Genomic DNA, 16,102 nt, shown 5'->3' with positions numbered 1-16,102 from the left:
GGTAAAGGCTTACCACCATTAAAATAAGCTTCGATCACCTTGAGTACCATCGGTGCGGCTGTTTTACCCCCACCACCGCCAGTGTGCTCCCCAAAAGCTACAACCAAAATCTGCGGTTTATCTGCTGGTGCGTAGCCGCCAAACCAGACATGGTTTTCACCAGGAGGGGCTTCAGCCGTGCCACTTTTGCCGCTCGCAGGTGGGATAGTTTTAACATTTAGCGCACCACCCGTACCACCATCGACAACCTGACGCAAACCTTTACGAATAGTCTCAATCGTACTGGGCTTCAGATTCATCGATTGTCGCCCTTCTCGCTTGGCCGGATCTTTGACTAGATGCGGTCGGACGAGAAAGCCACCATTGGCTGGCACGGCAAACATCCCTGCCACTTGGAGGGGTGTTGTTTGCAGAAATCCTTGCCCGATCGACATGTTAATCGTATCGCCGATCGACCAGGGCATCTTATAATTGAGCTGCTTCCAGGTGTCGTCAGCGACTAAACCTTTGGACTCTTCGGGGAGTTCGATCCCAGTTTTTTTACCGAACCCATATTTACGCGTCCAATCGATCAAGGTCGGCCCACCAATGCGCTGTCCGACTTGATAGAAAAACGTATCGCTACTCCATTTCAGGGCACCTGGAAAGCCTAATGGCCCAAACCCAGCGTGATTCCAATCGGCAAAGGTAAAGCCACCGATTCGCAAGGAGGCATAGGTTTGGAGAATTGTATCGGGCTTAAATTTGCCAGATTCTAAAGCGGCAGTAGTTGTAACGATTTTGAAAGTACTAGCGGGTGGGAAGACACTCAGCGCGCGATTGACAAAGGGGTGATCTTTTCCTTGTAGTTCTTTCCAGACAGCGGGAGAAATCCGCCCAGAGAGTGAATTTGGATCGAAAGCAGGACGACTGGCCATCGCCAAGATTTCACCCGTGTGCGGATCCATGGCGATGATTGAGGCTTTATGAGTGCCCAGTGCATCTTCCGCAACTTTTTGGAGATCGCGATCGATCGTAATTGTCACATCTTGCCCTGGTTTAGAGACTTTTTGTCCCAAAAATTGCTGCAATCTCCCCGCGCCATCTACTTCCACTTGGGTACCGCCCCACTCACCGCGCAACCTGTCTTCGAGGGTCGATTCTAGTCCCATTTTGCCCGTGACATCGCCCAAACGGTAACCCATCGGGCGGCGTTTGGCCAATTCGCGATCGTTCATTTCTCCCGTGTAGCCCAGAACGTGAGCCGCAAGTTGCCCGCCAGGATAATAACGTACCGATTCGATATCGACATCGATCCCTTCTTTTTCGGCACCATATTCTTGGAGTCTGGTAATCTGTGCGGTGGTCAGATCGCGCACGATCCGCACCCGATTGGTCGAATTGACACTCGTCCCAGTCATCTTCTTCTGGATCGTGTCTTCGTCTAGATCCAGGATTTGGGCTACCTCGCGGCGAGTTTTGAGCCAGTTTTCACGTTTGATCGCTAAAGGCCAAATAAAGACCGAATGCGATAATTTATTGCCAGCTAATAGCCGACCCTTGCGATCGTAAATATTACCGCGCACGGGCGGTTTGGCAACCGTGCGGACGCGATTGGTTTCGGCAATTTGACGGTTTTTGATGCCTTGGTTTAATTGCAAATAAGCCAACCGCGAACCGATCGCACCGACCAATCCCAGCCCGATAATTGTCATTAAGACCAAAGCTTGATTTCCTTGTCCGACGGTGCGGGTTTTGTTATAAAAACCGGATATCCCAAGGTCACCACCGGATAAATCGCCAGAAAAGTTGTCAGAGAACCGATTCTGCATAAAATTAAGCTTAGCTGGAGAAGGTCGATCTAGTTGTCAACCGGGATAGATAGTTGGGATCTTAGCCGATCTCGGCCATTTGTCTGAGTAGGGGATACCGCACTAGAGTAGATGAGTGGATGGGTGGATGGGTGGATGGGTGGATGGGGATGCTTGCATCTCCATCCACTATTGTCTCTTCTTTAATCTTTACCCTCTATTCTCTATCCTCTATCCCCATCGAGATCGCTTAGATTATAGCAGCAAGTATATTAATTGTGATGGCCAAAATTGTCGTCTTAGACGAACGACTTGCGATCGCCTTTTGGCAAAGAATTGGCACGCCACCTTGGGGCAAAAGTTGGGTCTACGCGTAACAATCTTCTAGATCTATCTCGATCGAATTTAACTCGACACGAGTAGGTGCAAAAAAAGACCAGTGCTAACGATCGGTTAGTACTGGTCGGCTAATTAAGTGTGAGTATAATGTGCCTAAACTGTTATCCTAGCGATGGACGATCGCCAAGCATCAAATGATAGCATCGATCGAAATCGACTACTTGAGGTTATTAACTTTTGCCTTGGCATCTGCTACAGCATTAGTTGTGCCGTGGTTGGCGCGCTCTTCTGCTCGATCTGCTTCAGCTTTGAGATCTTGGGCTTTGGTTTTGGTATTATCGATCGCGTCTTCAGTATTGGCTTTAACTTCTTGCGCGCCCTCAGAGAGATTCTCTTTGAGATTGTTAAAAGCGTCGCCGACTTTATCTTTAAGTTCGCCAGCTTTTTCTTTGAGCGTTTCGCCAGCATCTTTGGCATTATCTTTGAGATCTTCAGCACCGTTACGTGCGTCAGCTTCTACTTGTTTGGCGTTGCCAGCAATTTTATCGCCAGAGTCGTTAGTAAGTTCCCCCTCAGCAGCCTGAGCCTTACCTTCAGCGTCTTTAATAGCGGCTTCAGTGCGATTTTCGATACTCATATTAAGTAGTGAGTTGTTTGTTCAATTTTGGTTATACATAAAGTGTATTCTAGACAACAAATTTACTCATCTGCCGAACGAATTAGTGTTTTTCTATCGATCGAGGTATCTATTACTTAAACCAAAGATAAAATATCCATCTAATGGTACATCAGGGGTCATCGATCGATCTTTTCTGTATATTAGTAGAAGATCCCCGCACAACCTTTCGGGTTATTTTATATGGCTCTTCATTACTTAGTATGCTGATTTCCGCCCAGATTGATAGCTAACAAGGGATTGAGCCTAAAATCTATTATTGTTAGATTTTTCAGCCATTTTTGGCTTAGCAGTAAGGATTTCGGGTCAAAAAGCTGAGATTAGCATACCAGGTGATGAAGAGCCATTTATATTTAATTTAAGGCGTTGCTGAATTGATGTATGAACTCCCATCGAAATTTAAGGTAGGGGTAATTCATGAATTACCCCTACCTTAAATTTCGATGGCTTGTATCAAAAGTAAATCGTATCTAAATTCAGCAACGCCTAATTTAATTACAAGGAGAAACTGATACTACCTAACTTTCAGCCTTAGGCTTATAAGTAGAAATCACCTCTAATTCCTTGAGTTGCTTGGCATCCACATGTGCGGGTGCATTGGTGAGCAAACACCGTGCTTGCTGCGTCTTCGGAAACGCGATCGTATCGCGGATCGAATCTTCACCTGCAAGTAACATTACCAATCGATCGAGTCCGTAAGCAATCCCGCCATGAGGAGGGGTGCCATACTCAAAAGCTTCGAGTAAAAAGCCAAACTTATCGTTAGCTTCTGCGGCTGATAAACCAATCGCACTAAAGACTTTTTCTTGGACTTCACGTTGATGAATTCTCACGCTACCGCCACCAATTTCGGTACCATTGAAGATAATGTCGTAGGCTTGGGCGCGTGCAGTGGTTAGATCGCTAATGTCATCGGGATGGGGTGCGGTAAAGGGGTGATGCAGAGCTTCGAGACGCTTTTCATCAGCGTTGTACTCGAACATCGGAAAGTCCGTTACCCATAATAAATTGACTTTATTGTCGTCGATTAAACCGAGTTCGCGACCGATAACCAAGCGCAATCGATCGAGTGTTTTATTCACCATCGCTGCATCGCCAGCACCGAAGAGTAATAAGTCTCCAGGTTTGGCACCCGTGAGGGTTAATAGTTGTTGTTTGCTCTGGTCAGATAATGAGTCTTTAATTGCACCGATCGTATCGATTTCATTATTTTCGAGGACGCGAATATAGGCTAAACCTTTAGCACCTGCTTCTGTCGCTTCTTTAAATAAGTTGCCACCTGGTTTAATTCTAACGTTGGAGATAGTTTCATTACCGCCAGGAATTGGGAGGATTTTAACGATACCGCCGCTAGCGATCGCGCCTGAAAATACTTTGAATTGGGAGTCTTTAAATAACTCCGAAACATTGACTAATTTCAAGTCAAATCTCGTATCGGGTTTGTCGCAACCGTAATTCTCCATCGCTTCGGCGTAGGTCATACGCGGGAAGGGACGGGATAATTCGACACCTTTGATTTCTTTAAAGATTTGCCAAATTAATTCCTCATTCAGCTCGATGATTTCTTCTTGAGACATGAAACTCATTTCCATGTCTAATTGGGTAAATTCAGGTTGACGATCCGCACGTAAATCTTCATCGCGAAAACACCGCGCGACTTGATAATAGCGATCGAATCCCGACACCATCAATAGTTGTTTGAATAATTGCGGCGATTGAGGGAGGGCAAACCATTCTCCTAAATTGACGCGACTGGGTAAAATAAAGTCTCTGGCACCTTCGGGAGTAGATCGCGTCAGGATCGGCGTCTCGATCTCCATAAAGTTAAAGCGATCTTCCAAACAGCGGCGGATCGTTTTGACAACTCGATGGCGGAGCTGGAGATTGGCACTCATCCGTTCGCGACGCAGATCGAGATAGCGATACTTGAGGCGTAACTCCTCCCGCACGAACTCATTTTCGGTCTGAGATACTTGGAAGGGTAATTGCTTGTGGACGCGGTTGAGAATCTCGATTTGCTCGGCGTAGACTTCAATTTCGCCTGTATCGATCCGCGTGTTCAGGGATTCTGCGGGACGTGCGTAAACGCGTCCGGTAATTTTGACGACATACTCGCTGCGAAGGGTTTCTGCTAACGTATAAGTTTCAGGCGTGCGGATTGGATCGCTGACAACCTGTACCGAACCAGATCGATCGCGTAAATGGAGAAAAATCACCCCCCCAAGATCGCGGCGACGATCTACCCATCCGCAGAGAGTAATAGTTTCGCCAATTTGTTCCGTGCGGATGGTACCGCAATAATGGGTTCGCATATGCTAAAAAATCTAGTTCGATGATAATTACTTTCAAAGCCCGATTTCATCGTTGAAGAGGCGCGATTGAAATCTATTCTACCCCGATCGGCATTGCAGCCTCTATCGATCGCTGTCTCTCTAGGGCACCGCGTACCGACAAGTTATTTGAGCTGCTAAACTCAGACGGGAGTACAATGGGTTGTCTCTAATTATCTACCATTCTTTGCACCGCAGATCCACGCATGTTGATGTTATCAGAGTGCGATATTCATGTCTGGAGTACTCATCTCGATCGAGATCGCGAACAAATTGACGAATTTAGTCGATTTTTAAGTCCTGAAGAACGCCAGCGTGCAGCTAAATTTAGAAATCCGCTCCACGGCGATCGTTGGATCGTCGCGCGCGGATATTTACGGCAAATTTTGAGTCGGTATCTCGCTCTGAGTCCAGCAGAGATTGTGTTTACCTATAGCGATCGTGGCAAACCTGCGTTGGCGAAGCCTCTTTGCGAAGGCAAACGCTACGCGAACGGAACGAGAATCGAGGGTAGCCAGATCCAGTTTAATCTATCGCATTCTCGCGATCGAGCCGTGTATGGTATCAGTGCCAAAGATCCGATTGGTATCGATATCGAATACATTCATCCTTTGCCTGCGGCGGATTTGGTCGATCGATTTTTTTCTCCCGCAGAGCAAGCTATTTTTCATAGTCTCCCACTCGATAGCCAACAAGCGGCATTTTTTCATGCGTGGGTACAAAAAGAAGCCTATCTCAAAGCCTGTGGAACTGGTCTGAGTACTCCCTTAGATCGAATCGAAGTCTCGATCGATCCCAGTACCCCTGCTGCGATTATTTCCGTACCTACAAATGATATTTGGCACATTCAGAAATTAGAAATATCAGCCGAATACGCCAGCGCGATCGTTATCGGCGGCGAGATCGATCGTACCGAGTGGACACTGAGGATGATGAGCTAGAAGTCAGGGAAACCGGGAGACGGGGGACAGAATCGTTCTTTTACCCATCCACCCATCCACCCCTCTACCCCATCTCGTCATATATCCAGTCTTCGTTACCCTGCTGACGGGCTAGCATGTGCTCGAATTCGATGCCAGCAGCAACACCAAACTGGATCGCACCCAGAATCCAAAAGACTTCCAACATAAAGCCACCTTGGTAGTCTTTAATCTGATTTCCCGCATAGGCAAACCACATATCGGCAATATAATAACAAGTAATTCCCTGAGCGATAAACTGCCAAGCATTGCTGAGTCGTCCGCCCCAGAAGGCTAAAATCATCACGATCGCCATCGCAAATAGAGCGATATCGCACCAGACATAAAAAGCATTTAAATTCTGACCGAAAGGTTTGAGGATACCGTCGAAAAACATTACCCATCCAGGTGCGTCTGGTGTCGGTTCGACTGCGGGTGCAGCTAGCGTGGGTGCGGGAGTTGCCGCAGATGTGATAGCTGCCGTCTGAACTTGGCTAGCAGGTGCCGATGCAGCAGCAACTACAGTAGGACTACTATCGGCAGGTGGCTTGAGAATCCACAACAAGATCGTCGCTGCATAAATACTAATGCCCAACACGATCGCCCATTGATAGATATTTAACCGCACGCGCTTATTGACGATCGCGGTAAACATCGCCAGCAATAGACAAATATAAAAAATCACGAAAAAGGGATCGCCGAGCGATCCAGTCGAGTTAAGATGCCAGACTAATTCCCACGAGCTAAAAAAGATATTGCCTGTCGAGTAAGAGAGTAAAGCGGTGCCAAAAAGTAACCAAACTTGACTGCCACTGGGCATTCTGCGGCTCACTCCATTGCGAATACATAGCAGTCCTGCAAAAATTGTCGGGATATTTTGGAGAATATAAGCAGTAAAAATTCGATACCAGAAAGGTCGCTCGATCCCCTGCGCTGGGCCACTAAAAAAGATATAAGTAAATAGCGATAGAGCCGACCACGCAAATGCCCAGTAAGTGACATTTTGTTTACGCCATAAATATTCCCAACGTTCGAGTGTTTGTGATAAACCCAGCATAAATTTCATTAAATAATCGACAGCATGGCTCATTTTGTAGTTTTTCAACTCTGATTTTGAGCGTCAGTGGTATTAATTACTAGTATTCCCAATCACCTCTAACTATGAACTCGGCTACCCAAGTTGCTGGTGTTGTCAATAGCTCTAATCCGCTCGATCGCTTGGGTCTACTATACTAATGAGGACAATAAAATTCGATCGTCTCACTTCAGCAGGAGCACAATTGCAGTGACTACTACCCTCAATCGCCCGACAGTTCGCACCTTACCAAATGGATTGACCATCGTTGCCGAACAGATGCCTGTAGAAGCGGTAAATCTCAACATCTATCTAAACGTGGGTTCGTTCCTGGAAACCGATGGAATTAATGGCATGGCACATTTCCTCGAACACATGGTGTTCAAAGGGACATCCAGATTGGCGGCGGGTGAATTCGAGCGACTGGTAGAAGAACGCGGTGCGGTGACAAATGCGGCGACGAGTCAAGACTATACCCATTACTACATCACCACTGCGCCTAAAGATTTTGCCGCACTAGCTCCACTCCAAATCGATGTTGTTACCAATCCTCGCATTCCTGAGGATGACTTTGCTCGTGAAAAATTGGTGGTACTCGAAGAAATTCGCAGATCGCAGGATAACTCCTCGCGGCGGATCTATCAACAGGCGATCGAAGTCGCATTTGCTAAGTTAGCATATCGGCGTCCGGTTTTAGGCCCCGAAGCGGTTATTGAAGGTATCACCGCTCAACAAATGCGCTTTTTCCACGCGACTCATTATCAACCGACATCAATGACTGCGGTAGCAGTTGGCAACTTACCTGTAGAGGAATTAATCGATATTGTTACAGATGGTTTTGCTTCGCAAAGTGGTAGTATGCCTGCGATGGAATTTGTGGGCAAAAAGTCTCAACCCACTCCCGAGCCAGCATTCAATCGCATAGTGCGTCGCGAATATATCGATCCGAGCTTGCAACAAGCAAGATTGATTATGGTGTGGCGCGTGCCTGGTTTAATGCATTTATCTGAAACTTATCCGCTGGACATTTTAGCAGCGATCCTCGGCTCTGGACGCACGTCGCGATTGGTCAAAGAATTGCGGGAAGAACGCCAACTAGTGAATAATGTCAGCGTTAGCAATATGAGCAACCGCATTCAGGGGTTATTTTATTTAAGCGCGCAGTTACCGAGCGAAAACATCGCCGAAGTCGAACAAATTATTACCCAACATATCTTTCAACTCCAACACACTCTGGCTACCGAATCGGAAATCTCGCGCATCCGCCGTCAAGTTGCCAATCGGTATATTTTTGGCACTGAAACTCCAAGCGATCGAGCCGATCTTTACGGTTATTATCGATCTGTAGTCGGCGATCTATCCCCAGCTCTCAACTATCCGCAGCAAATCCAAGCTCTGGATGCCAAAACCCTCCAACTCGCCGCTCGTCAGTACCTCTCGCCGAATGCGTATGGAATTATTACAGTTAAGCCGGAGTAATCGAGTTGGGAGTTGGGTAATAGGTAGCGATTCACGTAACTCGTGTCGTAGATCCCCGACTTCTCGAAGAAGTCGGGGATCTGTCGTACCTCACCAACCTGAAAAGTGCTGTGTCTGGCGAGAATTTGGGGTCTAGTAAATTAGAAAAAAATCTACATTTCTTCTGATTGGATCGGGTTTAAGACTTTTCGATCGCCTACCAAATTCGACAACTTTATCCACTGCTCGATACTCAGATCTTCAGCACGAGTTTCATCACTAATATTTAACGATGCGAGGAGTTCGACAAGTGACTCTCGATCGATCGCACTTTGCAAATTATTCCTAAGCATTTTCCGGCGAGTACTAAAACCCAAGCGAACTAAATTATCTAATAACTTCGGATTATTAGCAGTCAACTCCAACCTTCTTGGTGTCAGCCTGACAACTGCAGAATCAACTTTCGGCGGCGGCGAAAAGTCGCGAGCGGGAACGGGACAAATTAATTCGCAGTGGGCTAAATATTGAACGCGAATCGATAATGCACCGAAGGCTTTAGTACTCGGTTTGGCAAATAACCGATCGCCGACTTCTTTTTGAACTAATAATACGATCGAATCAAACGGTCGCTCGGCTGGATGGACGATATTACCTAGTAATTTTTCGAGGATCGGCCCCGTAATATTGTAAGGAATATTGGCGACAACTTTATTAGCTTGTTGAAATTTAGGAAAAGCAGTTAAATTACTATCGACATCGAGATTGAGAAAGTCATTTTCTAATAATATAAAATTATCGAGATGACCCATTTTTTTGACGAGTAACGCACTCAAATCTCGATCGATCTCCACCGCTACCACCGCACTCGCCGCCGCCACCAGCCGACGGGTGAGAATGCCAGTACCAGGGCCGATTTCCAGAATTCGATCGGTTGGGGCGATCTTCGCAGCGGTGATAATGCGATCGAGTACCTGTTCGTTACGCAGCCAGTGTTGTCCGAATTGTTTCTTTGTCTTCATCAGTGGGGAGTGGGGAGTTGAGAGTTAAGGAAAATAATGACAATCTTTTTTAGCCGAAACCCTTTGGCACTAACGAAACTCAGATTATTTAACTGCATCGGGAGGCTCGATCGATTAATATAAAATCTCCGAAACCATTTCTTCTTCAATAGCTACTCTCTACCGTGCTACTAAATCTCAACTCCCTACTTGCTGCGCTGACATTTTATACCTGCTTTCCGATCTCGCCGAAGCTTCAATTGGATTTTACCAGAATCGCTCGGTGGGCACCTGCGATCGGGTTGTTATTGGGGGGAGGATTGGGATTGGTAGATTTGGGCTTAGAGTGGCTACAAATGCCCATCTTAATTCGATCGGGTATTATCGTAGTGCTATGGATTTGGTGGACGGGCGGATTGCATCTAGATGGGGCGATGGATAGTGCCGATGGCTTGGCAGTCCAAGATCCTGACAGGCGGTTGATCGTGATGTCAGATAGCGTTACTGGCGCATTTGGGGCGATGGTAGCGGTAGTTATCATCTTACTCAAAACATGCGCCCTAAATGAAATTACCCACGATCGAATCTGGATTTTACCGCTAGTTGCAGGCTGGAGTCGCTGGGGACAGGTACTGTCGATCGGATTGTATCCTTACCTCAAGGTTCAAGGTAAGGGCGCATTTCATCGCAAAGGGCTGAATTTGCCTAACGACATCTTGCTGGGGCTATTTTTAGTGCTTGCTGTAACTGGATGTCAGCTTTATTTCCAACCCGCAAATTGGGTCGCGATCGGGATAATATCTGTTGCTAGTTGTGGGGTTGCCGTTTCGATCGGGTATTACTTCCATCGCCGTCTGGGCGGACATACTGGCGATACCTATGGAGCCGTCGTGGAATGGTCGGAAGCGTTAATCTTGTGTCTGTGTACGATTCCGATCTCCTGAGTTCGGGTTAAGAATATTTGCTCCGTTCGAGCACCGCCCTCAAATGAATTAGTTGCTCAGAGAGAAAGTCCACTTCAGTGGACTGAAGAATCTGGCAGTTCACTTCAGTGGACTTCTGCTCTTAGCCCGAACGTAGCTAGAAATTTATGTTAATATCCTCCGAAAATTTGTTATCATTAAAAGGTTGTCTAAAAATTCGCACATCTAGGAATTCGGGTGTTTCGTGAGCGGAATACAGCCTGGATGGAGGATAAACCCGATTAGGAGTAAAGAATCTTATGCCAGTAGTAACCTTGGCGCAAATGATGGAGTCTGGCGTCCACTTCGGACACCAAACCAGACGTTGGAACCCCAAAATGGCTCCATACATCTTCACTGCGCGCAACGGCGTACACATCATCGACTTGGTGCAAACCGCCCAGTTGATGGAAGAAGCCTATACATACATGCGCACAGCCGCAGAACAAGGCAAACGGTTTCTGTTTGTAGGTACCAAACGTCAAGCAGCAGGCATCATCGCTCAAGAAGCGAGTCGGTGTGGTGCAGCGTACATCAACCAACGGTGGTTGGGGGGAATGCTCACCAACTGGACGACGATCAAAAGTCGGGTCGAACGCTTGAAAGATCTCGAACGTCGCGAAGCCAGCGGCGCGCTAGATTTGTTACCCAAAAAAGAAGCCTCCGTACTGCGACGGGAAATGGCTAAACTCCAGAAATATCTGGGTGGGATCAAGAATATGCGCAAGGTACCCGATATCGTCATTGTCGTCGATCAACGACGGGAATATAATGCGATGTTGGAATGCCAAAAGCTGAATATTCCAATTGTCTCGCTACTAGATACCAACTGCGACCCCGACTTGGTTGATGTAGCTATCCCCGCGAATGACGATGCAATTCGTTCCGTCAAACTAATCCTCGGCAAACTCGCCGATGCGATTTATGAAGGTCGTCACGGTCAACTTGAAGGTGCCGATATCGATCCTTACGATGGCTATGAAGACGTTGAAGACGACTTCGATGACGAAGGCGAATTTGCCGAAGCTGCTGATGAAGGCGGCGAAGGCTAAAATTAGGGGATAGGGAATGGGGATTGTTGTTGCAATTAATGAGTTAATTGTGAAGTAAGGGGAAAGGGGCAAGGTTAGAGGGCAAAGGGATAAATCAAAAGCATTTATTTACCCTTTACCCTTTACCCTTTACCCCTTACCCCTTACCCCTTACCTCTCTACCAAAAACCATCTCGAACACAGATAAAGGAAAATGGCTGAAATAACTGCAAAGATGGTTCAAGAACTGCGCCGCCAAACGGGTGCAGGTATGATGGACTGTAAAAAAGCTTTAGGCGAAACTGATGGCGACTTGACCAAAGCGTCAGAATGGTTGCGTCAAAAAGGTATGGTTGCTGCTGGCAAAAAAAGTGACAGAGTCACTGCTGAAGGCTTGGTAGATAACTATATTCAAGCCGACGGCAAAACTGGCGTGTTAATCGAAGTCAACTGTCAAACTGACTTTGTGGCGCGCAACGACGCTTTCAAAGAATTAGTCCAAAGTCTGGCGCACCAAGCGATTACTGCTGATAGCGTCGATGCACTCTTGGCTCAACCCTATGCGGCTGACAATAGCATCAAAGTATCAGAAGCAATCGTCCAATCGATCGCTAAAATTGGTGAAAACCTCAATGTGCGCCGTTTGGCTAACTATCACGTTGCTGATGGTACCCAAGGTGCTGTCGATTGCTACATCCACACTGGTGGACGAGTCGGCGTATTGTTAGAAGTTGGTTGTACTTCTGCAAAAGTGGCAGATAGCGACGATTTCAAAGCATTAGCAAGGAACTTGGCAATGCAAGTTGCAGCTTGTCCCAACGTAGAGTATATCAACGTCTCCGAAATTCCTGAAGCGATCGCTGCCAAGGAAAAAGAAATCGAAATGGGACGCGACGATATTGCCAACAAACCCGACAATATCAAAGAAAAGATCGTCCAAGGACGCATCGACAAACGTCTCAAAGAAATGACTTTGGTAGATCAACCCTACATCAAAGATCAGAATATCACTGTAACTGAGTTGATCGGTCAAACGACCAAGCAATTGGGCGAAGATGTCACGGTTCGCCGTTTCACTCGCTTTATTCTCGGTGAAGGCATTGAGAAAGTAGAGTCTGATTTTGCTGCTGAAGTTGCCGCTCAAATGGGCAAAATGTAATTTCTAAGTGAAATAAATGTAAAAGATAGGTCTAAAATTAGATCTATCTTTTTTTGTAGATAGGTTAGGAAATATCCCCGACTTCTTAGTGGATGTTTAAAAAGAATAAGATTGCATTTGTAAACCCTGAAAAATCCCCCCTAACCCCCCTTTTTAAGGGGGAACCGGATTAAAGTCCCCCTTAAAAAGGGGGATTTAGGGGGATTTGCCCACTAGAAACGTAGCAATTAAACTTTTCAAACATCCTTTCAAAGAAGTCGGGGATATCGATCTTCTAAATTAAATCGCTAAATTAATAATTCGGATAATTGTTGGAGATTGCAATCGATATTATTAAATACCGGAATATCGGTAAATTCTGCTAACTCGCGCAAAAATAACGGCGAACTCGAACACACGCCAGAAATAGCATCCGGAACTAAGCCAAATTCCTGCTTGAGGACATTCAAACCCCCGATCGCCCCAAAAGTATCATGAGCGGCAAAGATCAGCTTGTGAATGCGCGATCGCACATCTGGAGACTTTAATAATAGTGCTGTTTCTCGTTGCAAAATTCCGTCTGCTAATTCAACACACCAATAATTTTTAGGATTATTTGCATATTTAAGATCGAGATCGTTAAATATTTTTACTACTTCTTTTTCATCTAAAAGATAAGTAGATGGAAATCCAAAATGCGTAAAATCATTCACGATCGAAGCTCCGGCATCTTGCATGTGCAAAATATCTTTGAGACTAGCAGTACCCGTCACCTTAGAAGCCCGAACATCATATCCCATCGTCGTCAACGCCCAACAACAAGCAGTAGCACTAGTACTTTTCCCAGAGTTCATACTAGTCCCGATAAACAATATGAGTTTAGATCTATCTTCTTTTTTCTCCGTTTTCTTAGGTTGGATTAATGGATAATTACGGGTATTAACGACTTCACCACTGGCATCGCAGACATATCCTAAGATCTTGACGTGCGTAGGTTCTTTAACCGATGAATTTTTAACCTGAACATTGCCAATAATACCCGATCGCGCCAACAGATCGACTTTGTTTGTCATCGTTAGCGGGATAGTTCCTTCATAAAAATCTGGCGCATAACGATTACCAAATACAAAAATAGCTGTCGAGCCTTCATTAAGCCTGTGAATTCTCCCCGATTTATTTTCTAGTTCGACATGTTGTCCGAGTCGAGTAACTTTCCCATAAACAACATCACCATTCTCTGGCTGTTTTTCCAGAAAATTATAATATTTAATTTGTTTTCTACTAATTGTAAATGCTGCACTAGGGAGAATATACCAATCAGGAATCTTGTGCATCTGATTCATCACGAACTATTTACATTATTTTCCCGCCACTCGATCGATCCATGCTGTGATATTTTATGCAATTCATGATAACTTTTCTAAAGTATTATCTCTCTTTGTACCTCTGTGATTAAAATATCATTCACGAGCGATCTAAATCTTGTGTAGCCAATATACGCGGTACGATAATCAAAAAATAAGTCCACCACAGTATAATTAATACGGCTACTGGCACAGTTAACCAGAGAGTATGAAATACCAGCCAACTACCTGCAATGATAATTATCCCAGTCAAAATAATCGTCCATGGCTGACACCACCAAGGCTTAGATTCCCAAAGATTTGTCTTACTCACGATTTAATTAATTATTTTACTTCTAGCTTGGCTTGCAATCTTTCAAATACTACTTCTCCATCTGTCTATTAGCAATTTCAGCGGTGCCAACTGCTATCTTTTGGCGGAGTTCCTCAATCTTCTTCGTTCTGGCTTCTAATAATTTAAACGCTTCGGAAATAACATCTTCAGCAGTCTGGCATTCTCCACGATCGATCTGCGATCGAATAAATTGTTCTTGTTCTGATTTTAATTGGATATTCATACTCTTTACTCCAGATCTATTTAGGTGCAAGTCCAATATTTCTGCTGTCGATCGATCGTCTACGGAGAGGCTATCACCAACGAATGATATCATACTGATTTTCTCAGGTGTTAACCGTTCCTCTAGTCTAGCAAAATCTTTGGAATTCACACTATTGGAGAGTGTTGGTGAAAATCCAGAAACAATCTCGACATTAGAGCAACTAACCGAAATAGCTGAACAAGCCAGAACCAGACTTTCTCAACTATCAACGCTACACTTACGGATTGCCGAAGTCCAACCCACTGTTTCTGCCGATCTGCTAAAATTAATGAATGAAGCGATCTCAAATATTGAGAATCGCATTCCAGCTCTAGAGCGGAGTCTAGAAGAAATCAAACTTGATTGGAGGCTAAAATGAGTTCTAGGCACACTTCACCAGAACCAGAAAAGATTAAGCAGACTTTAGCTAGAGCGCATCGAAATTGTCAGAAAATGGAGTTTGCAGGTATTCAACTAGAAGAAGTTATTGCTAAACTCGATCGAGAAATATTGACTCAGCGCAAACAACGATTAGGTAAAGCATTAGAGCAGGGACAAAGTTAACCTACCTTTGGATAGATCGAACCCCCTCATTCTAGCTTGGAGAATCATCAGATCGGTTTTTCTAGAAAGACAATGAGATCGCAAAGATCGATCGAACATTTATCGTTATTTCCCATAAAAATGAAACGTCGATCGAGTGCATTGTTGCAGTATCTGTGAGTCACCCTCTTTACGGCTGTATACTCCAAATCTCGATCTCCTGACCTTGATGATAGCTTGCAAGCCATTTTCCATCTGGACTACAAGCAATTTGCTCAATCTTGGTCAGACTTCCACTTACTGCACCAATTTTTTGATTATTCCTGATATTCCATAAAATAATATCCATCTCACAGTTACAGTAGGCTAAAAGTTTTCCATCGATGCTCATTGTAGCTGGCAAGTTCCCATCTAAAGAACACATGATATCGCCAGTGTGTACGTCCCACACCTGAATCCGATCTAAAAATGAACCACAAGCAAGTATTTGTCCTGCATGATTTATTGAAATATACTCAGCAAGCCCAAAATTTGAGATGTTAAATGTGCGAACTAGCTCACCAGTTCGCAGATCCCATAAATGATGGAAACCACAACTGGGATGCAACGACTGACTCAGTAAAAAATTACTATCTGGACTGATTAAGACAGATGAATTGGATAAAGAGTGTTCCGAGCTAAATTTTTGTCCTCGAAACTTTGTAGCAAAACCATCCGAGCTAATAGGATTTACCAATAAGTTATAAGCAGCAATTTCTTTTGAACGCACTCCACACGCAATAATGGCTCTTCATTACTTAGTATGCTCGATCGATAGCAAATTGAGCAAACAAAGTAAGCAAATAAATACGATCGGTGAAG

Annotated in this window: 16 protein-coding genes; 7 read left to right on the top strand and 9 right to left on the bottom strand. The window is 45.1% G+C overall.

Annotation, left to right across the window (positions count from 1 at the left end):
- The 3 genes from mrdA to aspS all read right to left on the bottom strand — a co-directional run.
- The coding region (gene mrdA / locus C7B77_RS08845) for a penicillin-binding protein 2 (protein WP_106302995.1) at positions 1 to 1,811 on the bottom strand (1,811 nt) is incomplete at its 3' end.
- A 535-nt stretch (positions 1,812 to 2,346) separates the two neighbouring features.
- On the bottom strand, positions 2,347 to 2,766 hold the full coding sequence (locus C7B77_RS31040) for a CsbD family protein (protein ID WP_181243771.1): 420 nt from the start codon (positions 2,764 to 2,766) through the stop codon (positions 2,347 to 2,349).
- Positions 2,767 to 3,323: 557 nt separating this feature from the next.
- The gene (gene aspS / locus C7B77_RS08835) at positions 3,324 to 5,117 is read right to left on the bottom strand and encodes an aspartate--tRNA ligase (RefSeq protein WP_106302992.1); all 1,794 of its coding nucleotides are present in this window, start codon (positions 5,115 to 5,117) and stop codon (positions 3,324 to 3,326) included.
- 224 nt (positions 5,118 to 5,341) lie between these two features.
- Here aspS and C7B77_RS08830 point away from each other — a divergent pair, with 224 nt between their 5' ends.
- On the top strand, positions 5,342 to 6,076 hold the full coding sequence (locus C7B77_RS08830) for a 4'-phosphopantetheinyl transferase family protein (protein WP_106302989.1): 735 nt from the start codon (positions 5,342 to 5,344) through the stop codon (positions 6,074 to 6,076).
- Between the two features lie 64 nt (positions 6,077 to 6,140).
- On the opposite strand, the gene C7B77_RS08825 is transcribed toward C7B77_RS08830, so the two are convergent.
- Positions 6,141 to 7,184 carry a hypothetical protein gene (locus tag C7B77_RS08825; protein WP_106302986.1) on the bottom strand — a complete coding sequence of 348 codons (1,044 nt, stop codon included), beginning with the start codon at positions 7,182 to 7,184 and terminating at the stop codon, positions 6,141 to 6,143.
- 195 nt (positions 7,185 to 7,379) lie between these two features.
- Here C7B77_RS08825 and C7B77_RS08820 point away from each other — a divergent pair, with 195 nt between their 5' ends.
- Complete coding sequence (locus tag C7B77_RS08820) at positions 7,380 to 8,648, top strand: M16 family metallopeptidase (RefSeq protein ID WP_106302983.1); 1,269 nt, start codon at positions 7,380 to 7,382, stop codon at positions 8,646 to 8,648.
- A 152-nt stretch (positions 8,649 to 8,800) separates the two neighbouring features.
- On the opposite strand, the gene rsmA is transcribed toward C7B77_RS08820, so the two are convergent.
- Positions 8,801 to 9,646, bottom strand: coding sequence for a 16S rRNA (adenine(1518)-N(6)/adenine(1519)-N(6))-dimethyltransferase RsmA (rsmA, locus tag C7B77_RS08815; protein WP_106302980.1), 846 nt, complete (start codon positions 9,644 to 9,646; stop codon positions 8,801 to 8,803).
- Positions 9,647 to 9,810: 164 nt separating this feature from the next.
- Here rsmA and cobS point away from each other — a divergent pair, with 164 nt between their 5' ends.
- The 3 genes from cobS (at position 9,811) to tsf (ending at position 12,777) form a co-directional block, all read left to right on the top strand.
- Entirely contained in the window at positions 9,811 to 10,569 is a 759-nt protein-coding gene (cobS, locus tag C7B77_RS08810) for an adenosylcobinamide-GDP ribazoletransferase (protein WP_106302977.1), read from the top strand.
- 278 nt (positions 10,570 to 10,847) lie between these two features.
- Entirely contained in the window at positions 10,848 to 11,639 is a 792-nt protein-coding gene (gene rpsB, locus C7B77_RS08805) for a 30S ribosomal protein S2 (RefSeq protein WP_106302974.1), read from the top strand.
- A 193-nt stretch (positions 11,640 to 11,832) separates the two neighbouring features.
- A complete protein-coding gene (tsf, locus tag C7B77_RS08800; protein ID WP_106302971.1) occupies positions 11,833 to 12,777 on the top strand; it encodes a translation elongation factor Ts in 945 nt (314 codons plus the stop codon).
- A 287-nt stretch (positions 12,778 to 13,064) separates the two neighbouring features.
- Here tsf and C7B77_RS08795 read toward each other — a convergent pair whose 3' ends face one another.
- The 3 genes from C7B77_RS08795 to C7B77_RS08785 all read right to left on the bottom strand — a co-directional run bounded on the left by C7B77_RS08795 (position 13,065) and on the right by C7B77_RS08785 (position 14,770).
- Positions 13,065 to 14,099 carry a hypothetical protein gene (locus C7B77_RS08795; protein ID WP_245894120.1) on the bottom strand — a complete coding sequence of 345 codons (1,035 nt, stop codon included), beginning with the start codon at positions 14,097 to 14,099 and terminating at the stop codon, positions 13,065 to 13,067.
- A 121-nt stretch (positions 14,100 to 14,220) separates the two neighbouring features.
- A complete protein-coding gene (locus C7B77_RS08790; protein ID WP_106302968.1) occupies positions 14,221 to 14,433 on the bottom strand; it encodes a DUF6737 family protein in 213 nt (70 codons plus the stop codon).
- Positions 14,434 to 14,482: 49 nt separating this feature from the next.
- Positions 14,483 to 14,770: a ribbon-helix-helix domain-containing protein gene (locus C7B77_RS08785; RefSeq protein ID WP_219892051.1), complete on the bottom strand. Its 288-nt coding sequence runs from the start codon at positions 14,768 to 14,770 to the stop codon at positions 14,483 to 14,485.
- Positions 14,771 to 14,816: 46 nt separating this feature from the next.
- Between C7B77_RS08785 and C7B77_RS08780 the strand changes: the two genes are divergently transcribed.
- Together C7B77_RS08780 and C7B77_RS08775 are read left to right on the top strand one after the other, a co-directional pair.
- Positions 14,817 to 15,077: a hypothetical protein gene (locus tag C7B77_RS08780; protein WP_181243770.1), complete on the top strand. Its 261-nt coding sequence runs from the start codon at positions 14,817 to 14,819 to the stop codon at positions 15,075 to 15,077.
- Entirely contained in the window at positions 15,074 to 15,262 is a 189-nt protein-coding gene (locus C7B77_RS08775; protein WP_106302965.1) for a hypothetical protein, read from the top strand. The genes C7B77_RS08780 and C7B77_RS08775 overlap by 4 nt, the downstream gene beginning before the upstream one ends.
- Before the next feature lie 169 nt (positions 15,263 to 15,431).
- Here C7B77_RS08775 and C7B77_RS08770 read toward each other — a convergent pair whose 3' ends face one another.
- Positions 15,432 to 16,010, bottom strand: coding sequence for a WD40 repeat domain-containing protein (locus tag C7B77_RS08770; protein WP_106302962.1), 579 nt, complete (start codon positions 16,008 to 16,010; stop codon positions 15,432 to 15,434).
- Between the last annotated feature and the right edge of the window lie 92 nt (positions 16,011 to 16,102).

Source organism: Chamaesiphon polymorphus CCALA 037 (assembly GCF_003003845.1).
Lineage (GTDB): Bacteria > Cyanobacteriota > Cyanobacteriia > Cyanobacteriales > Chamaesiphonaceae > Chamaesiphon > Chamaesiphon polymorphus.
This window is presented reverse-complemented; position numbering and strand designations above follow the sequence as displayed.

Coding starts and splice junctions, on each gene's coding strand:
- C7B77_RS31040 (WP_181243771.1), bottom strand. CDS start 2,766: ATGAGTATCGAAAATCGCACTGAAGCCGCTATTAAAGACGCTGAAGGT.
- aspS (WP_106302992.1), bottom strand. CDS start 5,117: ATGCGAACCCATTATTGCGGTACCATCCGCACGGAACAAATTGGCGAA.
- C7B77_RS08830 (WP_106302989.1), top strand. CDS start 5,342: ATGTTGATGTTATCAGAGTGCGATATTCATGTCTGGAGTACTCATCTC.
- C7B77_RS08825 (WP_106302986.1), bottom strand. CDS start 7,184: ATGAGCCATGCTGTCGATTATTTAATGAAATTTATGCTGGGTTTATCA.
- rsmA (WP_106302980.1), bottom strand. CDS start 9,646: ATGAAGACAAAGAAACAATTCGGACAACACTGGCTGCGTAACGAACAG.
- rpsB (WP_106302974.1), top strand. CDS start 10,848: ATGCCAGTAGTAACCTTGGCGCAAATGATGGAGTCTGGCGTCCACTTC.
- tsf (WP_106302971.1), top strand. CDS start 11,833: ATGGCTGAAATAACTGCAAAGATGGTTCAAGAACTGCGCCGCCAAACG.
- C7B77_RS08795 (WP_245894120.1), bottom strand. CDS start 14,099: ATGAATCAGATGCACAAGATTCCTGATTGGTATATTCTCCCTAGTGCA.
- C7B77_RS08785 (WP_219892051.1), bottom strand. CDS start 14,770: ATGATATCATTCGTTGGTGATAGCCTCTCCGTAGACGATCGATCGACA.
- C7B77_RS08775 (WP_106302965.1), top strand. CDS start 15,074: ATGAGTTCTAGGCACACTTCACCAGAACCAGAAAAGATTAAGCAGACT.